Source organism: Actinoplanes sp. NPDC023936, from assembly GCF_040639325.1.
Classification (GTDB): Bacteria; Actinomycetota; Actinomycetes; order Mycobacteriales; family Micromonosporaceae; genus Actinoplanes.
The window spans coordinates 51,206-67,066 of the sequence record NZ_JBEZZR010000036.1; the positions used below are offsets into that span (position 1 = coordinate 51,206).

The window sequence follows — 15,861 nt, forward strand, 5'->3', positions numbered from 1 at the left end:
AGCACCGAACCCACCCGAGCGTGTGGAATCCGGGCACCCTCCGCACCCCAACTCCACACACAGCACCGAACCCACCCGAGCGTGTGGAATCCGGGCACCCTCCGCACCCCAACTCCACACACAGCACCGAACCCACCCGAGCGTGTGGAATCCGGGCGCGCTCCGCACCCCAACTCCACACACACGAACCGGCGCCACCGAGCGTGTGGAATCCGGGCGCGCTCCGCACCCGAAGTCCACACGCGGGAACTGGGGGTCAGGATCTCGTCAGCCAGGTGATCATCATGATCAGCAGGAACAGGGCGCCCGCCGCCAGCGTCACCACGGCGACGAGCGTGCTCACCTCGGACTCGGAGCGTTCCGGTCGCGCGCCCGGCGCGGTCAGACCCTCCACCGCGGACCACACCCACGCGCCGGCCACCCGCATCCGCCGCTTCCAGTGTCGCCGGGAACGCGTGGCCCGGGCAGGCGTCAACGGCATTCCACTCCGGACATATGACCACACCTCCACGCACCGCCTCACTCGTCCGGTCAACGACCCATGTGCGGATCAGTGATGCGGGCCGCCGTGTCGCACTGCGACACTTCCGAGCGCAGACAGTGAAAAGCGGGGACAGCGAAAGGGGACGCATGGCCGACATCGTGCAGGCCGCGAAACTGCTGGGCGACGCCCGGCGGGTGGTGGTCTTCACCGGCGCGGGCATCTCGGCGGAGAGCGGCGTGCCCACCTTCCGGGACGCGCTCACCGGCTTGTGGGAGCGGTTCGACGCGCAAGCGCTCGCCACCCCGCAGGCGTTCCAGGATCAGCCCGACCTGGTCTGGGGCTGGTACGAGTGGCGCCGCCACCGGGTCAGCACCGTGACGCCGAACGCCGGGCACCAGGCCGTGGCCGCGATCGAGAGGCTCGTCCCGGACACCGTCGTGATCACGCAGAACGTGGACGACCTGCACGAACGCGCCGGCTCACGGGACCCGGTGCATCTGCACGGCAGTCTTTTCGCACCCCGTTGCTCGGGCTGCGGCGAAGCCGTTGCGGTGCCGGCAGCCACGGAAGAGCCGGACGAGGGACGCCGGGTGCGGCCGCCGACGTGCGTACACTGCAATTGTCTTGTTCGTCCGGGTGTGGTGTGGTTCGGTGAGGCGCTGCCGGAGGCGGCGCTCGAAGCCGCGGCCCGCGCCGCCTCCGCGTGTGACGTCCTGCTGACCGTCGGGACATCCGGGAGGGTCTATCCGGCCGCCGAGATCCCCCGTCTCGCGGCGCGGGCCGGCGCCGCTGTCGTCCAGGTCAACCCGCATCCCACTCCGATGGATCCGGTAGCGCTGGTCAACCTCCGGGGCAGCGCCGCCCGGATCCTGCCCGAGCTGGTCACGAAGGCCTGGCCGGAGCCGGCAGCGGACGATCCCGCAGCGGCGCCTTCCTGACCTTGTTGGACCCGGTGCGCGGCAGGTCGTCCACGATGTCCACATAGACCGGAATCTTGTATTTCGCCAGCCGCCCGGCCAGGAACGCCGGCACATCCGCGGGTGCAAGATCAAAACCTTGCGTGGGTACGACGAAAGCCCGCCCCACCTCACCCCACTTCTCGTCCGCGACCCCGATCACGGCCGCCTCCGCCACGCCGGGATGCTCGAAGATCGCCGCCTCCACCTCAGCCGGGTAGACGTTCTCCCCGCCGGAGATGTACATGTCCTTGGTCCGGTCGACGATCCGGAAGTGCCCCCGTTCGTCGACGACCGCCAGGTCCCCGGACCGGAACCAGCCACCCGGCTCGAACGCGGCGGCCGTCGCCACCGGGTCGTTCCAGTAACCGGGCGTCACGTTGGGTCCGCGCACCAGCACCTCGCCCGGCTCACCCGGCGGCGCGGCGCACCGGACGTCCGCGAAGAACACCGGCAGGCCCGCCGAACCGACATGCTCGCGACTTTCCCGCGCTTCCAGGAACGTCGCTCCCGGTGCGGTCTCGGTCATCCCGTACCCCTGGCAGAAGGCCAGGCCCCGCTCCTGATACGTCCGGATCAACGCCTCCGGAACGGAGGCGCCGCCGGTCATCAGGCTGCGCACCGACGACAGGTCGGCGGCCGGCCAGCGGGGTGACCGGCTGAGCCCGGCATACATCGTGGAGACGCCGAACATCCAGGTCACCCGGTGCCGGGCGATCAGGTCGAAGCAGCCGTCCACGTCCCAGCTCGGCATGATCACCGACGTGCCGCCCTTGAGGAACGTCGGCAGCAGGCACTGGTTGAGCGCGGCCACGTGGAACAGCGGCGCACTGACGAGCGTCACCTCGTCGGCCGCCACGTCCACGGCGACCAGCAGGTTGTAGCAGTTCCAGACGATGTTGCCGTGGGTGAGGGTGGCGCCTTTGGGGTGGCCGGTGGTGCCGGAGGTGTAGAGGACGCAGGCGACGTCGTCGAGGTCGACGGGCTCGTCGAAGGGCTCCGGCGTACCGGTAGCGGCAAATTCCTCGTACGCCGATAAATCGATCTTGATCGGTAGCTTCGACGGCGTCGGGATCGCGTGGATCAGCGCCACCGCGCCACTGTGCTCCAGCTGGTAGCCGATCTCCGGCGGGGTGAGCCGGACGTTCAGCGGCACGAAGATCGCGCCGAGCATGTGCGTCGCGAACATCGTCTCCACGAAGGCCGGGTGGTTGGGACCCAGATAGGCGACCCGGTCCCCCCGCTTCACCCCGTCACGGCGCAACGCCGAGGCCAGCCGGCAGATCCGCTCGTACAGGGCGGCGAACGTGACCGGCCGATCCTCGAAGATCAGTGCCGTGTGGCCGGGCGACATCGCCGCCCGGCGCCCCGGCCACGATCCCAGTCCGTGGTCGTTCACGGTGGGTCAGGCGTAGTGCCGGTAGACCGGCTGCGCCACGCACGCCGGCTTCGACGAGCCGTCCACCTCGACGGTGAAGTCGAACGTGCTCTGCACACCGTTGCCGGGCACGTCCTCGACGCTGACCACCCGGGCGGTCAGGCGGATCTTGGAGCCGACCTTCACCGGGGTCGGGAAGCGCACCTTCTCCAGGCCGTAGTTCAGGCCCATCGTGACGCCCTCCACCGTGAGCAGCGAGCTGAACAGCGGGATCACCAGCGACAGCGTGAGGTACCCATGGGCGATCGGCCCGCCGAACGGGCCCTGGTTGGCCCGCTCCACGTCGACGTGGATCCACTGGTGGTCGTCGGTGGCGTCGGCGAACGTGTTCACCCGCTCCTGGGTGATCTCCAGCCACTCGGACGAGCCGAGCTCCTGGCCGACGAGCGCCTTCAGTCCGTCGAGGCCGTTCACGGTCGTGGTCATTTCTCGTTCTCCGTTCGATGCGCTGGAAATAGCAGGCGTGCGGCATTGGTTTTGAGGATCTTGGGCCGTACGGCGGGCTTGATCTCGAGCTTCTCGAAGTCGGCCAGCCAGCGGTCCGGGGTGAGGACCGGGTAGTCCGAGCCGAACAGCACCTTCTCCTGCAGCAGGCTGTTCGCGTACCGGACCAGCTGCGGCGGGAAGTACTTGGGCGACCAGCCGGACAGGTCGATGTAGACGTGCTCCTTGTGGGTGGCGACGGCCAGGGCCTCGTCCTGCCACGGGAACGACGGATGGGCCAGGATGATCCGCAGGTCCGGGAAGTCGACGGCGACGTCGTCGACGAGCATCGGGTTCGAGTACTTCAGCCGGATCCCGCCGCCACCGCGCACGCCGGCACCGATCCCGGTCTGTCCGGTGTGGAAGAGCGCGACCGCGCCGAGCTCCTCGATCGCCTGGTAGAGCGGATAGGCGAGCCTGTCGTCCGGCGCGAAGCCCTGGATGCTCGGGTGGAACTTGAAGCCGCGGACGCCGTACTCCTCGACCAGGCGGCGCGCCTCCCGGACACCGGCCCGGCCCCTGTACGGGTCGATGCTCGCGAACGGGATGAGCACGTCGGCGTGCTCGGCGCAGTCCTCGGCGATCTCCTCGTTCGAGATCCGCGGGTGCCCGGTGGCATGCTCGGCGTCGACAGTGAAGACCACCGCGGCCATCCGCCGGGACCGGTAGTAGTCAGCGGTCTCGGCGATCGTCGGCTGCCGGTGGCCGTGCGCCTTGAAGTAGTCCTCGGACGCGCCGAGCAGCGCGGGGCTCAGCGACCCGCGGCCGTCCCGGCTGACCTCGGCGTGGGTGTGCACGTCGAGGGCGACGAGCTGCTCCAGGTTCACAGCGGCGCCCGGGGTGGTCTTCTCGGAGCTCGTCGGGGCGCCTGGGGTGCGTTCCTCGGGGCTCATCGCGCCCGGGGTGGTCTTCTCCGAGCTCATCGGGGCGCCTGGGGTGCGGGGATGCCGTAGGTCTCCGGCGCCGAGCCGACGCCGGTGGCCCAGCTGTCGGCGATGGCCGCGGCGCTCCAGCCGCCGTCCGCGAACGCGACGCTCTTCTCCGCCGGGTGCGACCAGAGCGCCAGCCGGTCCCCGCCGATGCCGATGGCCTGGCCGGTGACGTCCTTCGACGCCTCCGAGGCGAGAAAGACGATCAGCCCGGTGACGTCCTCGACGGTGCCCAGGCCCTCGTCGCGGCGCAGCCAGGCCGGGAACGGGGTGCCGGTCCGCTCGGACTCCTCGATCACCGGGGCGAACGCCGGAATGGTCTTGGTCATCTCGGTGGCGGCGACCGGCACGACCGCGTTGACGGTGATGCCCGCACGACCGAGTTCGAGCGCCCACGTACGGGCCATCGCGGCGATGCCCGCCTTCGCCGCCGCGTAGTTGGTCTGACCGAAATTGCCCCGCTGCCCGGCCGGCGAGGAGATCAGGATGAGCCGCCCGCCGTCACCCTGCTCGCGCATCCGGATCGCGGCGGCACGGGCACACGTGAACGTGCCGCGCAGGTGCACGCCGATCACCGCGTCGAAGTCCTCGTCGGACATCTTCCAGAGCACCCGGTCACGCAGGATCCCGGCGTTCGTGATCAGCACGTCGAGCCGGCCGAAGGTGTCGACCGCGGCACTGACCAGCCGGTCCGCGGTCTCCGCGCTGCCGACCGCGGCGGCCACGCCGATCGAGCCGGGCACCTCGGCCACAGCGGCGTCGACCACCACCGGGTCCACGTCGTTGATCACGACGGACGCGCCGGCCGCCGCGAGCGCCTTGGCGTACGCGAGGCCGAGACCGCGCCCGCTCCCGGTGACAACGGCGACCCGGCCACCTAGATCGATGCCGTTCAGATCCATACCCATCAACCTCTCGCACGGACGGGCGACACGCCAGTCCCCGGCTCGCCGCTCCCTATCAACAGGAATCCTGTCGATCTAAAGTCTTGATGACGATCAGGTTTCCTGTCAATGGGGTAATCTGACGGTCCGTGCACGAACAAGGGGTGACCGCCATGCCGTCGATGCTCTACCTCGTCAAACAGCTTGAGCTGGCGGTCCGCGCCCGCCTCGACGAGGTGGTCCGGTCGTCCGGCATCACGGCACTGCAGTACACGGCGCTGACAGTCCTCGAACGCCACGACGGCCTGTCCGCCGCCCAGCTGGCCCGCGACTCGTTCGTCACAGCCCAGTCGATGGCCGACATGGTCCGCGCCCTCGAATCCCGAGGCCTGATCCGCCGCGAACGCAACACCGGCAACCGGCGCGAGCTGCTGATCCGTCTCACTCCGGAGGGCCGCGCGCTGCTCGCCGCGGTCAGCGACCCGGTGGCCGAGCTGGAGAATCGCATGACCAGCAAGATGTCCCCCGCCCAGACGGCCGACTTCCGGCAGTCCCTGATAACCGGATGGCAGTCCCTGACCTGACCGCTCCCGATCCTGACCGCTTTCGATCCTGACCGCCCGAGCCGGCCCGCACCACCGCGCAAATCGCCAGTCCCACCGCGCCCGCGACCCGCCCTCGCCGCGCCGCGCCCCGGATCCGCCCGGCCCGCCATGCGCCGAGATCCGAGCCGTAGCCGACGCAGGTTCCCGGGCCGAACAACATGCCTGCACTACGGCTCGCCCACCCCAGCCGTAGCCGACGCAGCTTCCCGGGCCGAACAACATGCCTGCACTACGGCTCGCCCACCCCAGCCGTAGCCGACGCAGGTTCCCGGGCCAAACAACATGCCTGCACTACGGCTCGCCACCCCGAGCCGTAGCTCACACAGGTTCCCCGCCCGAACAACCTGCCTACGCTACGGCTCGCGGAACCCAGCCGTAGCTGACACAGGTACCCGGGCCAAACAACCTGCCTGCGCTACGGCTCGCGAGCCTCGCCGCCCGCCGAACCAACCAGCCGGACCAGCCAACCAGCCAGCCGGACCATCCAGCCGGACCAGCCGGCCGGACCAGCCGGCGGGCAGCGCTGCCCACACGACACCGGGCGCCAGCCGGACCAGCTGGATGGCCGGGCGGCGGCGCTGGTCAGGACGGGTCGATCGGGGTCACCGCCGGGAACGCCGCCTCGATGTCCCGGGCCGCCGCCAGCGCCACGTGTTCACCGTTCTGGCGGGCGAGAACCTGCACCCCCAGCGGCCTCCGCCCGTCCACCCCGGTCGGGACGGCGACGGCCGGCAGACCGAGGAAGTTGGCGGTCACCAGCAGACGGTGCGAGCGCCACAGCTCGGTAGCCGCGGCCGGCCCGCTCAGGTCGTACCCGATGATGGGCATGGCCTGCGTGGTGACCGGCCCGAGCACGACGGGGTATCGGGCGTGGAACGCCCGCCAGGCCGCCGCGTGCACGAAACGTTCCGCCCACGCGCCCTGGTAGGCCGCCGATGTGTCGAGTAGCTGCACGTCCGCGATGTTGTCCCGGAAGTAGCGGACCGTCCCCTCGGAGAGTGGTCCCGGGAACACCCCCGGCGTGAGCAGCATCGGCGCGTTCTCGGTGGACGACAGCTGCCGCCACAGGGTCGCGCACCTGTCGATCGCGGGCGGCTCGGCCTCCTCGACCTCCCACCCGGCCGCGGCGAGGGCGTCGGCCGCCGACCGCACGGCGGCGGCGACGATGGGGTCGACTCCCCAGCCCGCCGGATCCGCTGTCACTGCCACCCGACGAATGCCGTCATATCCGGAAAAATGGGGAACGGTCAGCGACAGCGGGTCGAAGTCGTCCGCCCCGTGCATCACCGAGAACAGCAGGTCCAGATCGTCCACACTCCGAGCGAGCGGCCCGTTCACCGCCATGTGCTGCAGCGACAACGGCAGCGGCTCGACCGTGCGCGACGGCGCCGGCACCCGTCCCGCCGACGGCCGCAGCGCCACGATCCCGGCCGCGTGCGCCGGCAACCGCAACGACCCGCCGTAATCGTTGCCGACCCCGGCCGCGGCCATCCCGGTGGCGACGGCGACCGCGTCCCCGCCGCTGGATCCGCCCGGGACGCGCGCCGGGTCCCACGGGTTGATCGTCCGTCCGAACAGGTCGTTGTCGGTGTCCCAGCGCAGCCCGATGTCCGGCATGTTCCCCCGGCCGGCCGGGATCGCCCCGGCCGCGAGCAGCCGGTCGACGAACGTGGCGTTGGCCGCCGGGACGGCGTCGGCCGCGAACGGGAGCCCGGACGTGGTCGCCGACCAGGTGAGATCGATGTTCTCCTTCACGGTGATCGGCACACCGGCGAGCGGACCGGCCTCGTGTCCGGAAGCGATCCGGTCGTCGAGGGCCGCCGCGGCTTCCCGGGCGCGGGCGTCGAGTGTCACCGTCACCGCGTTGACCGACGGGTTCACGGCGGTGATCCGGGCCAGGTGCGCCTCGACGACCTCGGCAGCGGTGAAGCGCCCGTCGCGCACGCCAGCCGCGATGGTAAACGCTGACATTTCGGTAAAAGTCATTGTCAAGCCGCCTTCTCCAGCACGGTAACTGTCAGGAACGTCGAGCCGACATGCAGCCACTGCCGATTCGGGACCGTCTTGCCGGCCAGCCACCGATGCTCCCCGGTCCCCGGCGCCGGCACGAACTCCGGCGCGTCACTCGACGCCAGCGTGAGCCGTAGCGCGTGCCCCGCCGCGAGCCGGTATCCGAGGTGGCCCATGTCGATCGTGACGGCGAAGGCCGTACCCGGGTCAATGATTGTTTGTTGTCCGCGAGCGATCATCCTGGCCGATCCGTCGGGCGCGACGTCCAGCAGCCGGGCGAAGAGATCCATCTCCGGACCGTCCGAGCCGGTCACGGCGTCGAGACGCACCGGGCCGGCGAGGTCGAGCGGCGCCGGGACGGCCGACGACGAGAACACCAGCACGTCCGGGCGCGCGGCGAGGTCACGCTCGTCGGGGCACTCGGCGAGGAACGCGAACGCGTCACCCACCGGCGAGGGCACCGGATCAGCGGCGTCGTGCGTCCAGGAGACGATCTCCGCGGACCCGGCGGACCCAGCGGACCCAGCGGCCCCCGCGGACTCCGCGGACCCGGCGGGTGATGGCGGCGAGAACGTGAGGGTCCCGCCGGGCGCGTCACCCACTGCCGCTTCCCCGCCGGCCAGGCGCCACCGGCGAGGGTACGCATCCTCGGGCGGCCACTGAGCGCAGGAGCGGAACGACGCGTCCCCGGACCCGGCCAGCTGCCAGCGCACCCCGGGCAGCTCACGGTCCTCCCCGCGCAGGAACACGTCGAAGAACTCCACGGCCGGGTCGAGATAGCGGGGCAGGAACGACGGGTCGGTGTTCGGCACGCCGGGAGTGAAATGGCTGTTGTTCTCGTGGTCGATCGCCTCGAGGCGCAGGTACTCGTTGCGCGCCCAGGCCGGCCGCGCGGCGATCTCCCGGTGGTCCGACCACTGCCACGGCGCGCAGTTGTCCCACCAGCCGATCGTCATCAGCACCGGCACGGCGGGCGCGTCGAACGGGCTGCCGGCCGGGAACCGCCGCAGGCTGACCGGGTACGGGAACCACAGGTCGTAGGAGGCGGACCGGCTGCCGACCGCGGTGAAGAACTCCTCGACCTGCGCCGCGAGGGGCCGCTGCGACCAGTCGATCTGCCAGTCCAGGATGTCCCGGTCGTGGAACATCGACAGCGGATAGAACCGGTGCACCGACATCTCCACGTCGCGGGTGCGCCGGCCGGGCGCCGGGATCGGCAGCTCGCCGAGCCGGGTGCCGGTGACCCGGGGGACCATCGCCCGCAGCGCCCGATGCCCGGTCGACGCCGCCGCCCACTGGGTGAACCCGTAGTAGGAGTCGCCCCACATCCCGACCGTGCCGTCCGACCAGTCCTGATTGATCACCCAGTCCAGGGTGTCGTACCCGTCGTAGGCCTCGTTGACGAAGAGCAGCGTCTCGCCCTCGGAGCGGAACTTGCCGCGCACGTCCTGCACGATCATCCGGTATCCCCGCGCGGTGAAGTAGGCAGCGATCCGGGACATGAACGTGTACTCGCCCGACTTGTCGTACGGCAACCGGGTGAGGATCGCCGGGCCGGGGCCACAGTCCGGGGCCGGCAGGTAGACGTCGGTGGCGAGCCGCACCCCGTCGCGCATCCGGACCATGTGCTGGGTGGCGTCCGGCGACACCGGGCCGGGCCCGATCCGGGAGAAGGAGACGCTCATCAGAGCACCTCGAAGAACCGGATGCAGACCTGGCCGCGCTCTCCCCGGGCCAGCCCGACGAACACTGTCGACGCCAGCCACGCATGAGCCGGAGCGGCGGTCTGGAAAACCGGCGAAGTGCGGTAATAGTATGAGGTTTCCGGCAGGTCCTCGCCGGCCTCCACCCGCGCGTCCACCTCCGGAGACGCCCGCCAGAAACCACGGTTCCGGATATCGATCACCGAGCCGTCGGAGGCCTCCAGCAGATAGTGCGCGTCGAGCGACGTCACCTGGCCCCGCGTCGTCGACCAGTCACCACCGCCGGCCAGCACCCGTCCGGAGAGCTTCGGGCCGGACACCGTCCCGCCGGTGATCGGGGTGAAATACATGCCGTCACCGATGTCCAGCGACGCGGCGACATCGACTCGCGCCTCGAAGGCGAAGACCAGCTGGGGATCGGGGAGCTCGAACATCAACGTCCTCGTTTTCTTTTCGGAAATGACAATCAACTAAGCTGAGTCACCGGAGCGGGAGCACCGGAGCTGACGAGGGGAGCCGGGATGGGACGCCCGAGCATGGCGGCCGAACGGACCGAACAGATCATGCAGGCCACCGGCCGGTGCCTGCGGAAGAACGGCCTGGCCGGCACCACGCTCGAACGGGTCGCGGAGGAGTCCGGGCTGAGCCGCAGCCACGTCCGGCACTACGTCGGCAACCGGGACGACCTGCTGCGCGGCTTCGCGGCCTGGCTCTACACCGGCTATCAGGCCGAGTTCATCGACCGGATCGCCGGCGCGCCCGACCGCGAGAAGCTGGCGATCATGATGGATTACCTGTTCAGCATCGGCTTTCTGCCGATCAGCGACGACGACACCGTGATCCGCGAGCTGATCACGGCGGGGATCGCCGACGAGAGCATCCGGTCCACCATGCAGAGCCACTACACGCGGGCGATCCAGGCCGTCGAGGACGCGATCGCCGCCGAGCACCCGGCGGCGATGCCGGGAGCGCGGCGCACTGTCGCCTACGGAGTGTGGTGCCTGGCGATGGGCAACTCGATGATGGCCGAGCTCCAGCTCCCGGTCGCCTCCGGCGGCCTGGTCCGCACCGCTGCCGAGGCGCTCCTGGAAAGGCTCAGCCACGGGTCACCGCCCGCGCCGGCGTCCAGCCGGGACGCGGCACCGACGCGATGAGCCGCCGGGTGTACTCGTCGGACGGCGTGTCGAGCACGGTGGCGACCGGCCCCGACTCGACGACCCGGCCCCGGCACATCACCACGACGTCCTCGCAGACGTGCCGCACCACCGACAGGTCGTGGGTGATGAACAGGTAGGCGACCCCGGTCGCCGCCCGCGCGTCAACGAGCAGGTTCAGGATCTGCGCCTGGATCGACACGTCCAGCGCGGCGACCGCCTCGTCGAGCACCAGCAGCTTCGGGTTCGCGGCGAGCGCCCGGGCGATCGCCACCCGCTGCCGCTGCCCGCCGGAGAGGTGCCGCGGCAGCGCAGTCCCGAGCCCTTGGCCGAGCCCGACCAGGTCGAGCAGCTCGGCGATCCGCGCGGCCCGGCCGCGCCGGTCCCGAGCGCGATCATGGTGGGCCAGGACCTCGTCGAGGCAGTCGCGCACGGTCTGCCGGCGATCCAGGGAGAGGTACGGGTCCTGGAACACCATCTGCACGACGGATGCCCGCTGACGCCGTCCCAGGCCGGCCCTGCCGTCCAGCAGGACCGAGCCCGAGGTGGCCCGTTCCAGGCCGGTGACGATCCGGGCGCACGTGGTCTTCCCGGAGCCGGACTCCCCCACCACCGCGAGCGAGCCACCGGCCGGGACGGTGAAGCTCACCCGGTCGACCGCGACAAAGTCCTTGAAGACCTTCCGCAGGTCACGGATTTCCAGAAGCGGCGTGCTCACGAGTCCTCCCGAACCAGGTGACAGGCGGCGAGTCCGGCGCCGATCGGCAGCAGCACCGGCCGCTTGTCACGGCAGCCGTCCGTGGCGAGCGGGCATCGGTCGGCGAAGACGCAGCCGGCCGGCGCGGTCAGCGCGGACTGCGGCACTCCGGGCACGGTCCGCAGGCGTTCGCCCGGCGGCACGGCGCCGGGCCGGGATTCCAGGAGCGCCCGGGTGTACGGGTGACGCGCCCCCGCGTGCAGCTGACCGGCCGGCAGGATCTCCACGACCTCCCCGGCGTACATCACCGCGATCCGGTCGCAGACCGCCGCTGCCAGTTCCAGGTCGTGGGTGATGAACAGCAGCGCGGCGGACCGCCGGTGCCGCTGCTCGTTGAGGATCGCCACCACCTCCTCCTGGGTGGTGACGTCGAGGGCGGTGGTCGGCTCGTCGGCGAGGATCAGCTTCGGCTCGGTCAGCAGGGCGGCCGCGATCACCACCCGCTGCAGGAGGCCGCCGCTCAACTCGTACGGACGCTGGCTGAGCCTGCGCTCCGCGTCGCCGACGCCGACCTCGGAGAGCAACCCGGCAGCGCGCCGCGTGGCCTCGGTCCGGCCGATCCCCTGGTCCCGCAGGACCTCGGTGAGGAAGTCACCGACGGTCCGCACCGGGTTCACCGTGGCGCGCGGGTCCTGGAAGACCATGGCGACGTCCCGGGACCGGAAACGCCGCAGCTCAGCGGGGCTCATCGCATGCACGTCGATCCCCTCGAACCGCACCGACCCGTCCACGGTCGCCCCGTCCGGCAGCAGCCGCACCACACTCTTGACCGTCATCGACTTGCCCGATCCGGACTCGCCGACGAGACCCACGGCCTCACCGGCCCGCACCGAGAGCGTCACGTCCCGCAGGATGGGCCGCTCGCCGAGCCGGACACCGAGGTGCTCGAAATCCAGCAGCGTCATCGCACGTCACCGCCGAACCGCAGAGCGAGCCGTTCGGCGACGGCGGTGAACGCCACCACCGTGATCACCACGGCGATCGCGGCGTAGAGGGACTGCTGCGGGAATCCGGCCAGGATCGACGGCTGACCGTTCGCGATCATCAATCCCCAGTCCGCGGCCGGTGGTTGCAGCCCGAGGCCGAGGAACGAGATCGAGGCGAGGTCGATCATCGCGTACCCGAAGCCGATCGCGGCCTGGACCAGCAGCAGCGGCGCGAGGTTCGGCAGCAGGTGCCGCCGGCAGATGTGCCAGCCGGAGAAGCCCTGCACGCGCAGCGCCTCGATGTACGGCAGGGAGCGCTCGCGCAGCGCCGCCGCCCGCATCACCCGGGCGATGACCGGCACGAACGCCAGCGACAGCGCCACCACCGGCGTGATGAAGCCGGTGCCGAAGAGCGCGGCCACGGTGATCGCCAGGACCAGTCCGGGGAACGCGAACAGCACGTCGAGCGCCCGGGAGACCAGGTTGTCGAACCAGCCGCCGAACCAGGCGGCGGCGACCGCGAGAGCGGTGCCGGCCGTCCCCGCGGCGAGCACCACGACGAGCGGCCCGAACAGGCTGGTCCGGGCGCCGGCGACGAGCCGGGAGAACAGGTCGCGGCCGAGGTCGTCGGTGCCGAGCGGGTGCGCGGCGGAGATCGGCGCGTAGGCGTTGAGCGGATCGACGGCGTTCGGGTCGTGCGGCGCGATCCACGGCGCCAGCAGCGCCGTCGACGTGGCCAGCACGCAGACCACCGCGGCCACCGGCAGCGCCCGGCGCGGCGTCTTCACCAGGAGTTTCATCCGCGCTCCCTCAGCAGACGTGGGTCGAGCACCGCGTTGAGCACGTCGACGAGCGTGTTGACCAGCACGAAGACGGCGACCAGCAGCAGCGCGAGGGCCTGCACCACCACCATGTCCTGCCGGGCGGCGCTCTGCACCAGCAGCGAGCCGAGCCCGCTCACCCCGAACGCCTGCTCGGCGACGGCGGTGCCGGCGAAGAGCCCGGCCACGGTGACCCCGGAGACCGCGAGGATCGGCGGCGCCGCGTTGCGCAGCACGTGCCGGCCCAGCAGGTGCCCGCGGGGCAGGCCGCGGGCACGGGCGGCGGCCACGTGGTCGGAGGCGAGCTCGGCGCGCACCTCGGTCCGGGTGATCCGGCTGACGTAGGCCAGGTAGCCGCCGCTGAGCGCGAGCGCCGGCAGCGTGAGGTGGTGGATCCGGCCGGCGAACCCGGTCCCCGAGCCGTAGACCGGGAACCAGGCGAGCTTCGTGGCGAACACCCAGATCAGCAGGATCGCCGCGACGAACGCGGGCGCCGCCATCAGCACCGTCGTGGTCACCGTGAGCACGCTGTCCACCCGCCGGCCGGCCACTCCCGCGACGAACCCGGAGGAGACGCCGAGAATCAAGATCAGGAGACTGGCGCACGCGACCAGAAGCGCCGTGGTCGGCAGTCGTGCCGCGATCAAACCCGTGACCGGCTGCTTCAGCACCATCGAGTCGCCCGGATCACCGGTCAGCAGCCCGGACAGCCAGTGCCAGTACTGCGCCAGGAACGGATCGTCGAGGTGGTACCGGGCCCGGATCTCGGCCAGTGCCGCCGGGTTGGGCTGGTGCCCGCCGGCGAGCAGGGCGGCCGGGTCGCCGGGCGCCAGGTACAGCGCCCCGAAGATGACCAGGCTGGCGACCGCCACGGTGGCGACCAGCGCGGCCAGCTTGCGCCCGAGGAACCCGATCACGCCGCCCCCACGAGCGCCGCCCACGGTGAGCTGATGTAGGAGAAACTGGCCGGCGCGCCGGTGATCCGCTTGTTCAGGTAGAGCCGGTTGTAGGAGCCGGCCAGCGTGATCTGCAGCTTCGCCGGCCCGTAGATCGCCTGCGCGGCCACGAACTTCTGCGCCGACACCACCGGGTCGGTCGCCGAGACGGCCGCCTCGATGTTCGCGGTGACCTCGGGGTTCTCGTAGTTCGTCCAGTTGAACGTCTCGCCCTTGAGCACGAAACCCGGCGCGTAGTAGAGCGCGCCCGGCACTTCGAGGTACCCGGTGGTCGCGATCAGGTCGATGCCGGCCCGCAGCGACGGGTCGTAGAACATCCCGGCGTACTCGGCCGGCTGCAACTGCTTGATGGTGATGTTCAGGCCGATCTGCCGCGCGGCGGCCTGCGCGATCGTGGCCGTCTGGAGCAGCGACTGGTCGCCGGCGGCCGTCGCGATCACCAGATCGGTGCGGCTCGGGGCGGCCTCGGCGACGAGCTTCTTCGCGGCCTCCAGGTCGGCCGCGGTGGTGTCCGGCAGCGCCGCGTACCCGGCGTCGTAGACGTCCTTGGCCGGGCTGCCGTGCCAGGAGAGCGGCGGGGTGAAGGTCTTCAGCGGCGAGCCCGCGCCCTTGAGCACGCTGGTGATGAAGCTGGTCTTGTCGATCGCCAGGTCGAGGGCCTGCCGGATCCTCGGGTCGGCGGCCGGCCCCTCGGCGGTGACCGGGCCGAGGCTGAACGACTCGGTGCTCGGCCCGAAGTAGAGCGTGCCGGTGCCGGAGCGCTGAAGCGCGGCGATGCTGCCGACCGGCGCGCCGTAGACGCCGTCCACCTCGCCGGCGAGCAGCGCGCTGGTCAGCGTGCTGCTGTCGGTGAGCGGGACGAACGTGAACGTGGCCGCCTTCGCCTTGCGGCTGGTGTCCCAGTAGCCGTCGTACCGCTTCAGGGTGATCTTCTGACCGCTGCTCCACTCGCCGAGCTGGTACGGCCCGGTGCACATGAGCCCGCCCGCGGCGGTGCCGAACCCGGCCCCGGCCTTACCGGCGAACTTCTCCTGGATGATCGCGCCCGGCACACCGGCCATGTCCGGTACGAACTGCACGTCCGGCTTGCGGAACGTGACAGTGACCTCCAGCGGCCCGGTCTCGGCGACGGTGGCGACGTTGGCGTAGACGTGGGCCGCGTAGGAGCCCACCTTCGGGTCCATGTTGCGCTTCAGGCTGTAGGCCACGTCGGCGGCGGTGAGCGGCGAGCCGTCCCAGAACGTCACGCCGTCGCGCACCGTGATGACAACGGTGGTGGGGCTCTTCTGGGTCACCGCGCTGGCCAGGCCCGGTGCGGTGGAGAAGTCCGGCTCCAGGCGCAGCAGGCTCTCGCAGAGATTCGTGACGACCGTGTTCGCCGAGTAGTCGCCGGTGCGGGCGGGATCGAGTGAGGACGGCTCGCCGGACGGCAGCGCCCAGGTGACCGTGTCGACCTCGCCGGTCGCGGCCGGTGTGGTCTCGACCAGCTCGACGGCGCTCGCTCCGGTCGAGGGCGCCTCGCCGCTGCCCGAGCAGGCGGTCAGAGTCAGGCCGAGGAGCAGGGCGGCACCGGTTCTATATACAGGCTTCAATGCAACTCCCGGAACGAATGCGCGGCGTTGACCGCCTCAGGCTTCCGCTCCGGCTATAGATTGTCAATCCTGGAAATCAACTATTAACTGCCCCTGTACAGCCAGCTACAACGCGGTAGTCTGCGCTGACGAAGAACTCTTGTCACTCCGCGCGCCGCCGCGA

General features: G+C 70.9%; 16 protein-coding genes. 3 read left to right on the forward strand and 13 right to left on the reverse strand.

All coding sequences use genetic code 11. The annotated features are described in order from the left end of the window. Positions 1-256: 256 nt before the first annotated feature. Positions 257-481, reverse strand: coding sequence for a hypothetical protein (locus AB0F72_RS33315; RefSeq protein ID WP_360439864.1), 225 nt, complete (start codon positions 479-481; stop codon positions 257-259). Between the two features lie 149 nt (positions 482-630). On the opposite strand from AB0F72_RS33315, the gene AB0F72_RS33320 reads away from it, so the two are divergent. Beyond that, the gene (locus AB0F72_RS33320) at positions 631-1,422 is read left to right on the forward strand and encodes an NAD-dependent deacylase (protein WP_360439867.1); all 792 of its coding nucleotides are present in this window, start codon (positions 631-633) and stop codon (positions 1,420-1,422) included. On the opposite strand, the gene AB0F72_RS33325 is transcribed toward AB0F72_RS33320, so the two are convergent. The 4 genes from AB0F72_RS33325 to AB0F72_RS33340 form a co-directional block, all read right to left on the reverse strand. Then, on the reverse strand, positions 1,367-2,839 hold the full coding sequence (locus AB0F72_RS33325; RefSeq protein WP_360439870.1) for a long-chain fatty acid--CoA ligase: 1,473 nt from the start codon (positions 2,837-2,839) through the stop codon (positions 1,367-1,369). The two genes, AB0F72_RS33320 and AB0F72_RS33325, sit on opposite strands and share 56 nt — an antisense overlap. A 6-nt stretch (positions 2,840-2,845) precedes the next feature. Continuing rightward, a complete protein-coding gene (locus AB0F72_RS33330) occupies positions 2,846-3,304 on the reverse strand; it encodes a MaoC family dehydratase (RefSeq protein ID WP_360439873.1) in 459 nt (152 codons plus the stop codon). Continuing rightward, complete coding sequence (locus AB0F72_RS33335) at positions 3,301-4,188, reverse strand: amidohydrolase family protein (protein ID WP_360439978.1); 888 nt, start codon at positions 4,186-4,188, stop codon at positions 3,301-3,303. Before AB0F72_RS33335 ends, AB0F72_RS33330 begins: the two co-directional genes overlap by 4 nt. A 92-nt stretch (positions 4,189-4,280) precedes the next feature. Beyond that, positions 4,281-5,177, reverse strand: a complete 897-nt coding sequence (locus tag AB0F72_RS33340) for an SDR family oxidoreductase (RefSeq protein WP_360439981.1) — start codon at positions 5,175-5,177, stop codon at positions 4,281-4,283. Positions 5,178-5,323: 146 nt separating this feature from the next. Between AB0F72_RS33340 and AB0F72_RS33345 the strand changes: the two genes are divergently transcribed. Further along, positions 5,324-5,758 (forward strand): MarR family transcriptional regulator, encoded by a 435-nt coding sequence (locus tag AB0F72_RS33345; RefSeq protein ID WP_360439876.1) that lies wholly within the window; start codon positions 5,324-5,326, stop codon positions 5,756-5,758. A gap of 603 nt (positions 5,759-6,361) precedes the next feature. Here AB0F72_RS33345 and AB0F72_RS33350 read toward each other — a convergent pair. From AB0F72_RS33350 to AB0F72_RS33360, 3 genes are read right to left on the reverse strand one after another with little or no spacing between them, the layout of a single operon-like run. Next, positions 6,362-7,723, reverse strand: coding sequence for an amidase family protein (locus tag AB0F72_RS33350; protein WP_360439879.1), 1,362 nt, complete (start codon positions 7,721-7,723; stop codon positions 6,362-6,364). A gap of 44 nt (positions 7,724-7,767) precedes the next feature. Continuing rightward, a complete protein-coding gene (locus tag AB0F72_RS33355; protein ID WP_360439882.1) occupies positions 7,768-9,474 on the reverse strand; it encodes a CocE/NonD family hydrolase in 1,707 nt (568 codons plus the stop codon). Continuing rightward, the gene (locus AB0F72_RS33360) at positions 9,474-9,926 is read right to left on the reverse strand and encodes a DUF3237 domain-containing protein (RefSeq protein ID WP_360439885.1); all 453 of its coding nucleotides are present in this window, start codon (positions 9,924-9,926) and stop codon (positions 9,474-9,476) included. Before AB0F72_RS33360 ends, AB0F72_RS33355 begins: the two co-directional genes overlap by 1 nt. Before the next feature lie 87 nt (positions 9,927-10,013). Here AB0F72_RS33360 and AB0F72_RS33365 point away from each other — a divergent pair, with 87 nt between their 5' ends. Further along, positions 10,014-10,646, forward strand: coding sequence for a TetR family transcriptional regulator (locus tag AB0F72_RS33365; RefSeq protein ID WP_360439888.1), 633 nt, complete (start codon positions 10,014-10,016; stop codon positions 10,644-10,646). Here the strand turns inward: AB0F72_RS33365 and AB0F72_RS33370 are convergent. The 5 genes from AB0F72_RS33370 to AB0F72_RS33390 are packed head-to-tail and all read right to left on the reverse strand — an operon-like array spanning position 10,588 to position 15,698. After that, a complete protein-coding gene (locus AB0F72_RS33370) occupies positions 10,588-11,364 on the reverse strand; it encodes an ATP-binding cassette domain-containing protein (protein WP_360439891.1) in 777 nt (258 codons plus the stop codon). The genes AB0F72_RS33365 and AB0F72_RS33370 overlap by 59 nt on opposite strands. Beyond that, positions 11,361-12,308: an ABC transporter ATP-binding protein gene (locus AB0F72_RS33375; protein ID WP_360439894.1), complete on the reverse strand. Its 948-nt coding sequence runs from the start codon at positions 12,306-12,308 to the stop codon at positions 11,361-11,363. The genes AB0F72_RS33370 and AB0F72_RS33375 overlap by 4 nt, the downstream gene beginning before the upstream one ends. Continuing rightward, on the reverse strand, positions 12,305-13,129 hold the full coding sequence (locus tag AB0F72_RS33380; RefSeq protein WP_360439897.1) for an ABC transporter permease: 825 nt from the start codon (positions 13,127-13,129) through the stop codon (positions 12,305-12,307). The genes AB0F72_RS33375 and AB0F72_RS33380 overlap by 4 nt, the downstream gene beginning before the upstream one ends. Next, on the reverse strand, positions 13,126-14,067 hold the full coding sequence (locus AB0F72_RS33385) for an ABC transporter permease (protein WP_360439900.1): 942 nt from the start codon (positions 14,065-14,067) through the stop codon (positions 13,126-13,128). Before AB0F72_RS33385 ends, AB0F72_RS33380 begins: the two co-directional genes overlap by 4 nt. Further along, the gene (locus AB0F72_RS33390) at positions 14,064-15,698 is read right to left on the reverse strand and encodes an ABC transporter substrate-binding protein (protein WP_360439903.1); all 1,635 of its coding nucleotides are present in this window, start codon (positions 15,696-15,698) and stop codon (positions 14,064-14,066) included. Before AB0F72_RS33390 ends, AB0F72_RS33385 begins: the two co-directional genes overlap by 4 nt. Positions 15,699-15,861: the final 163 nt, after the last annotated feature.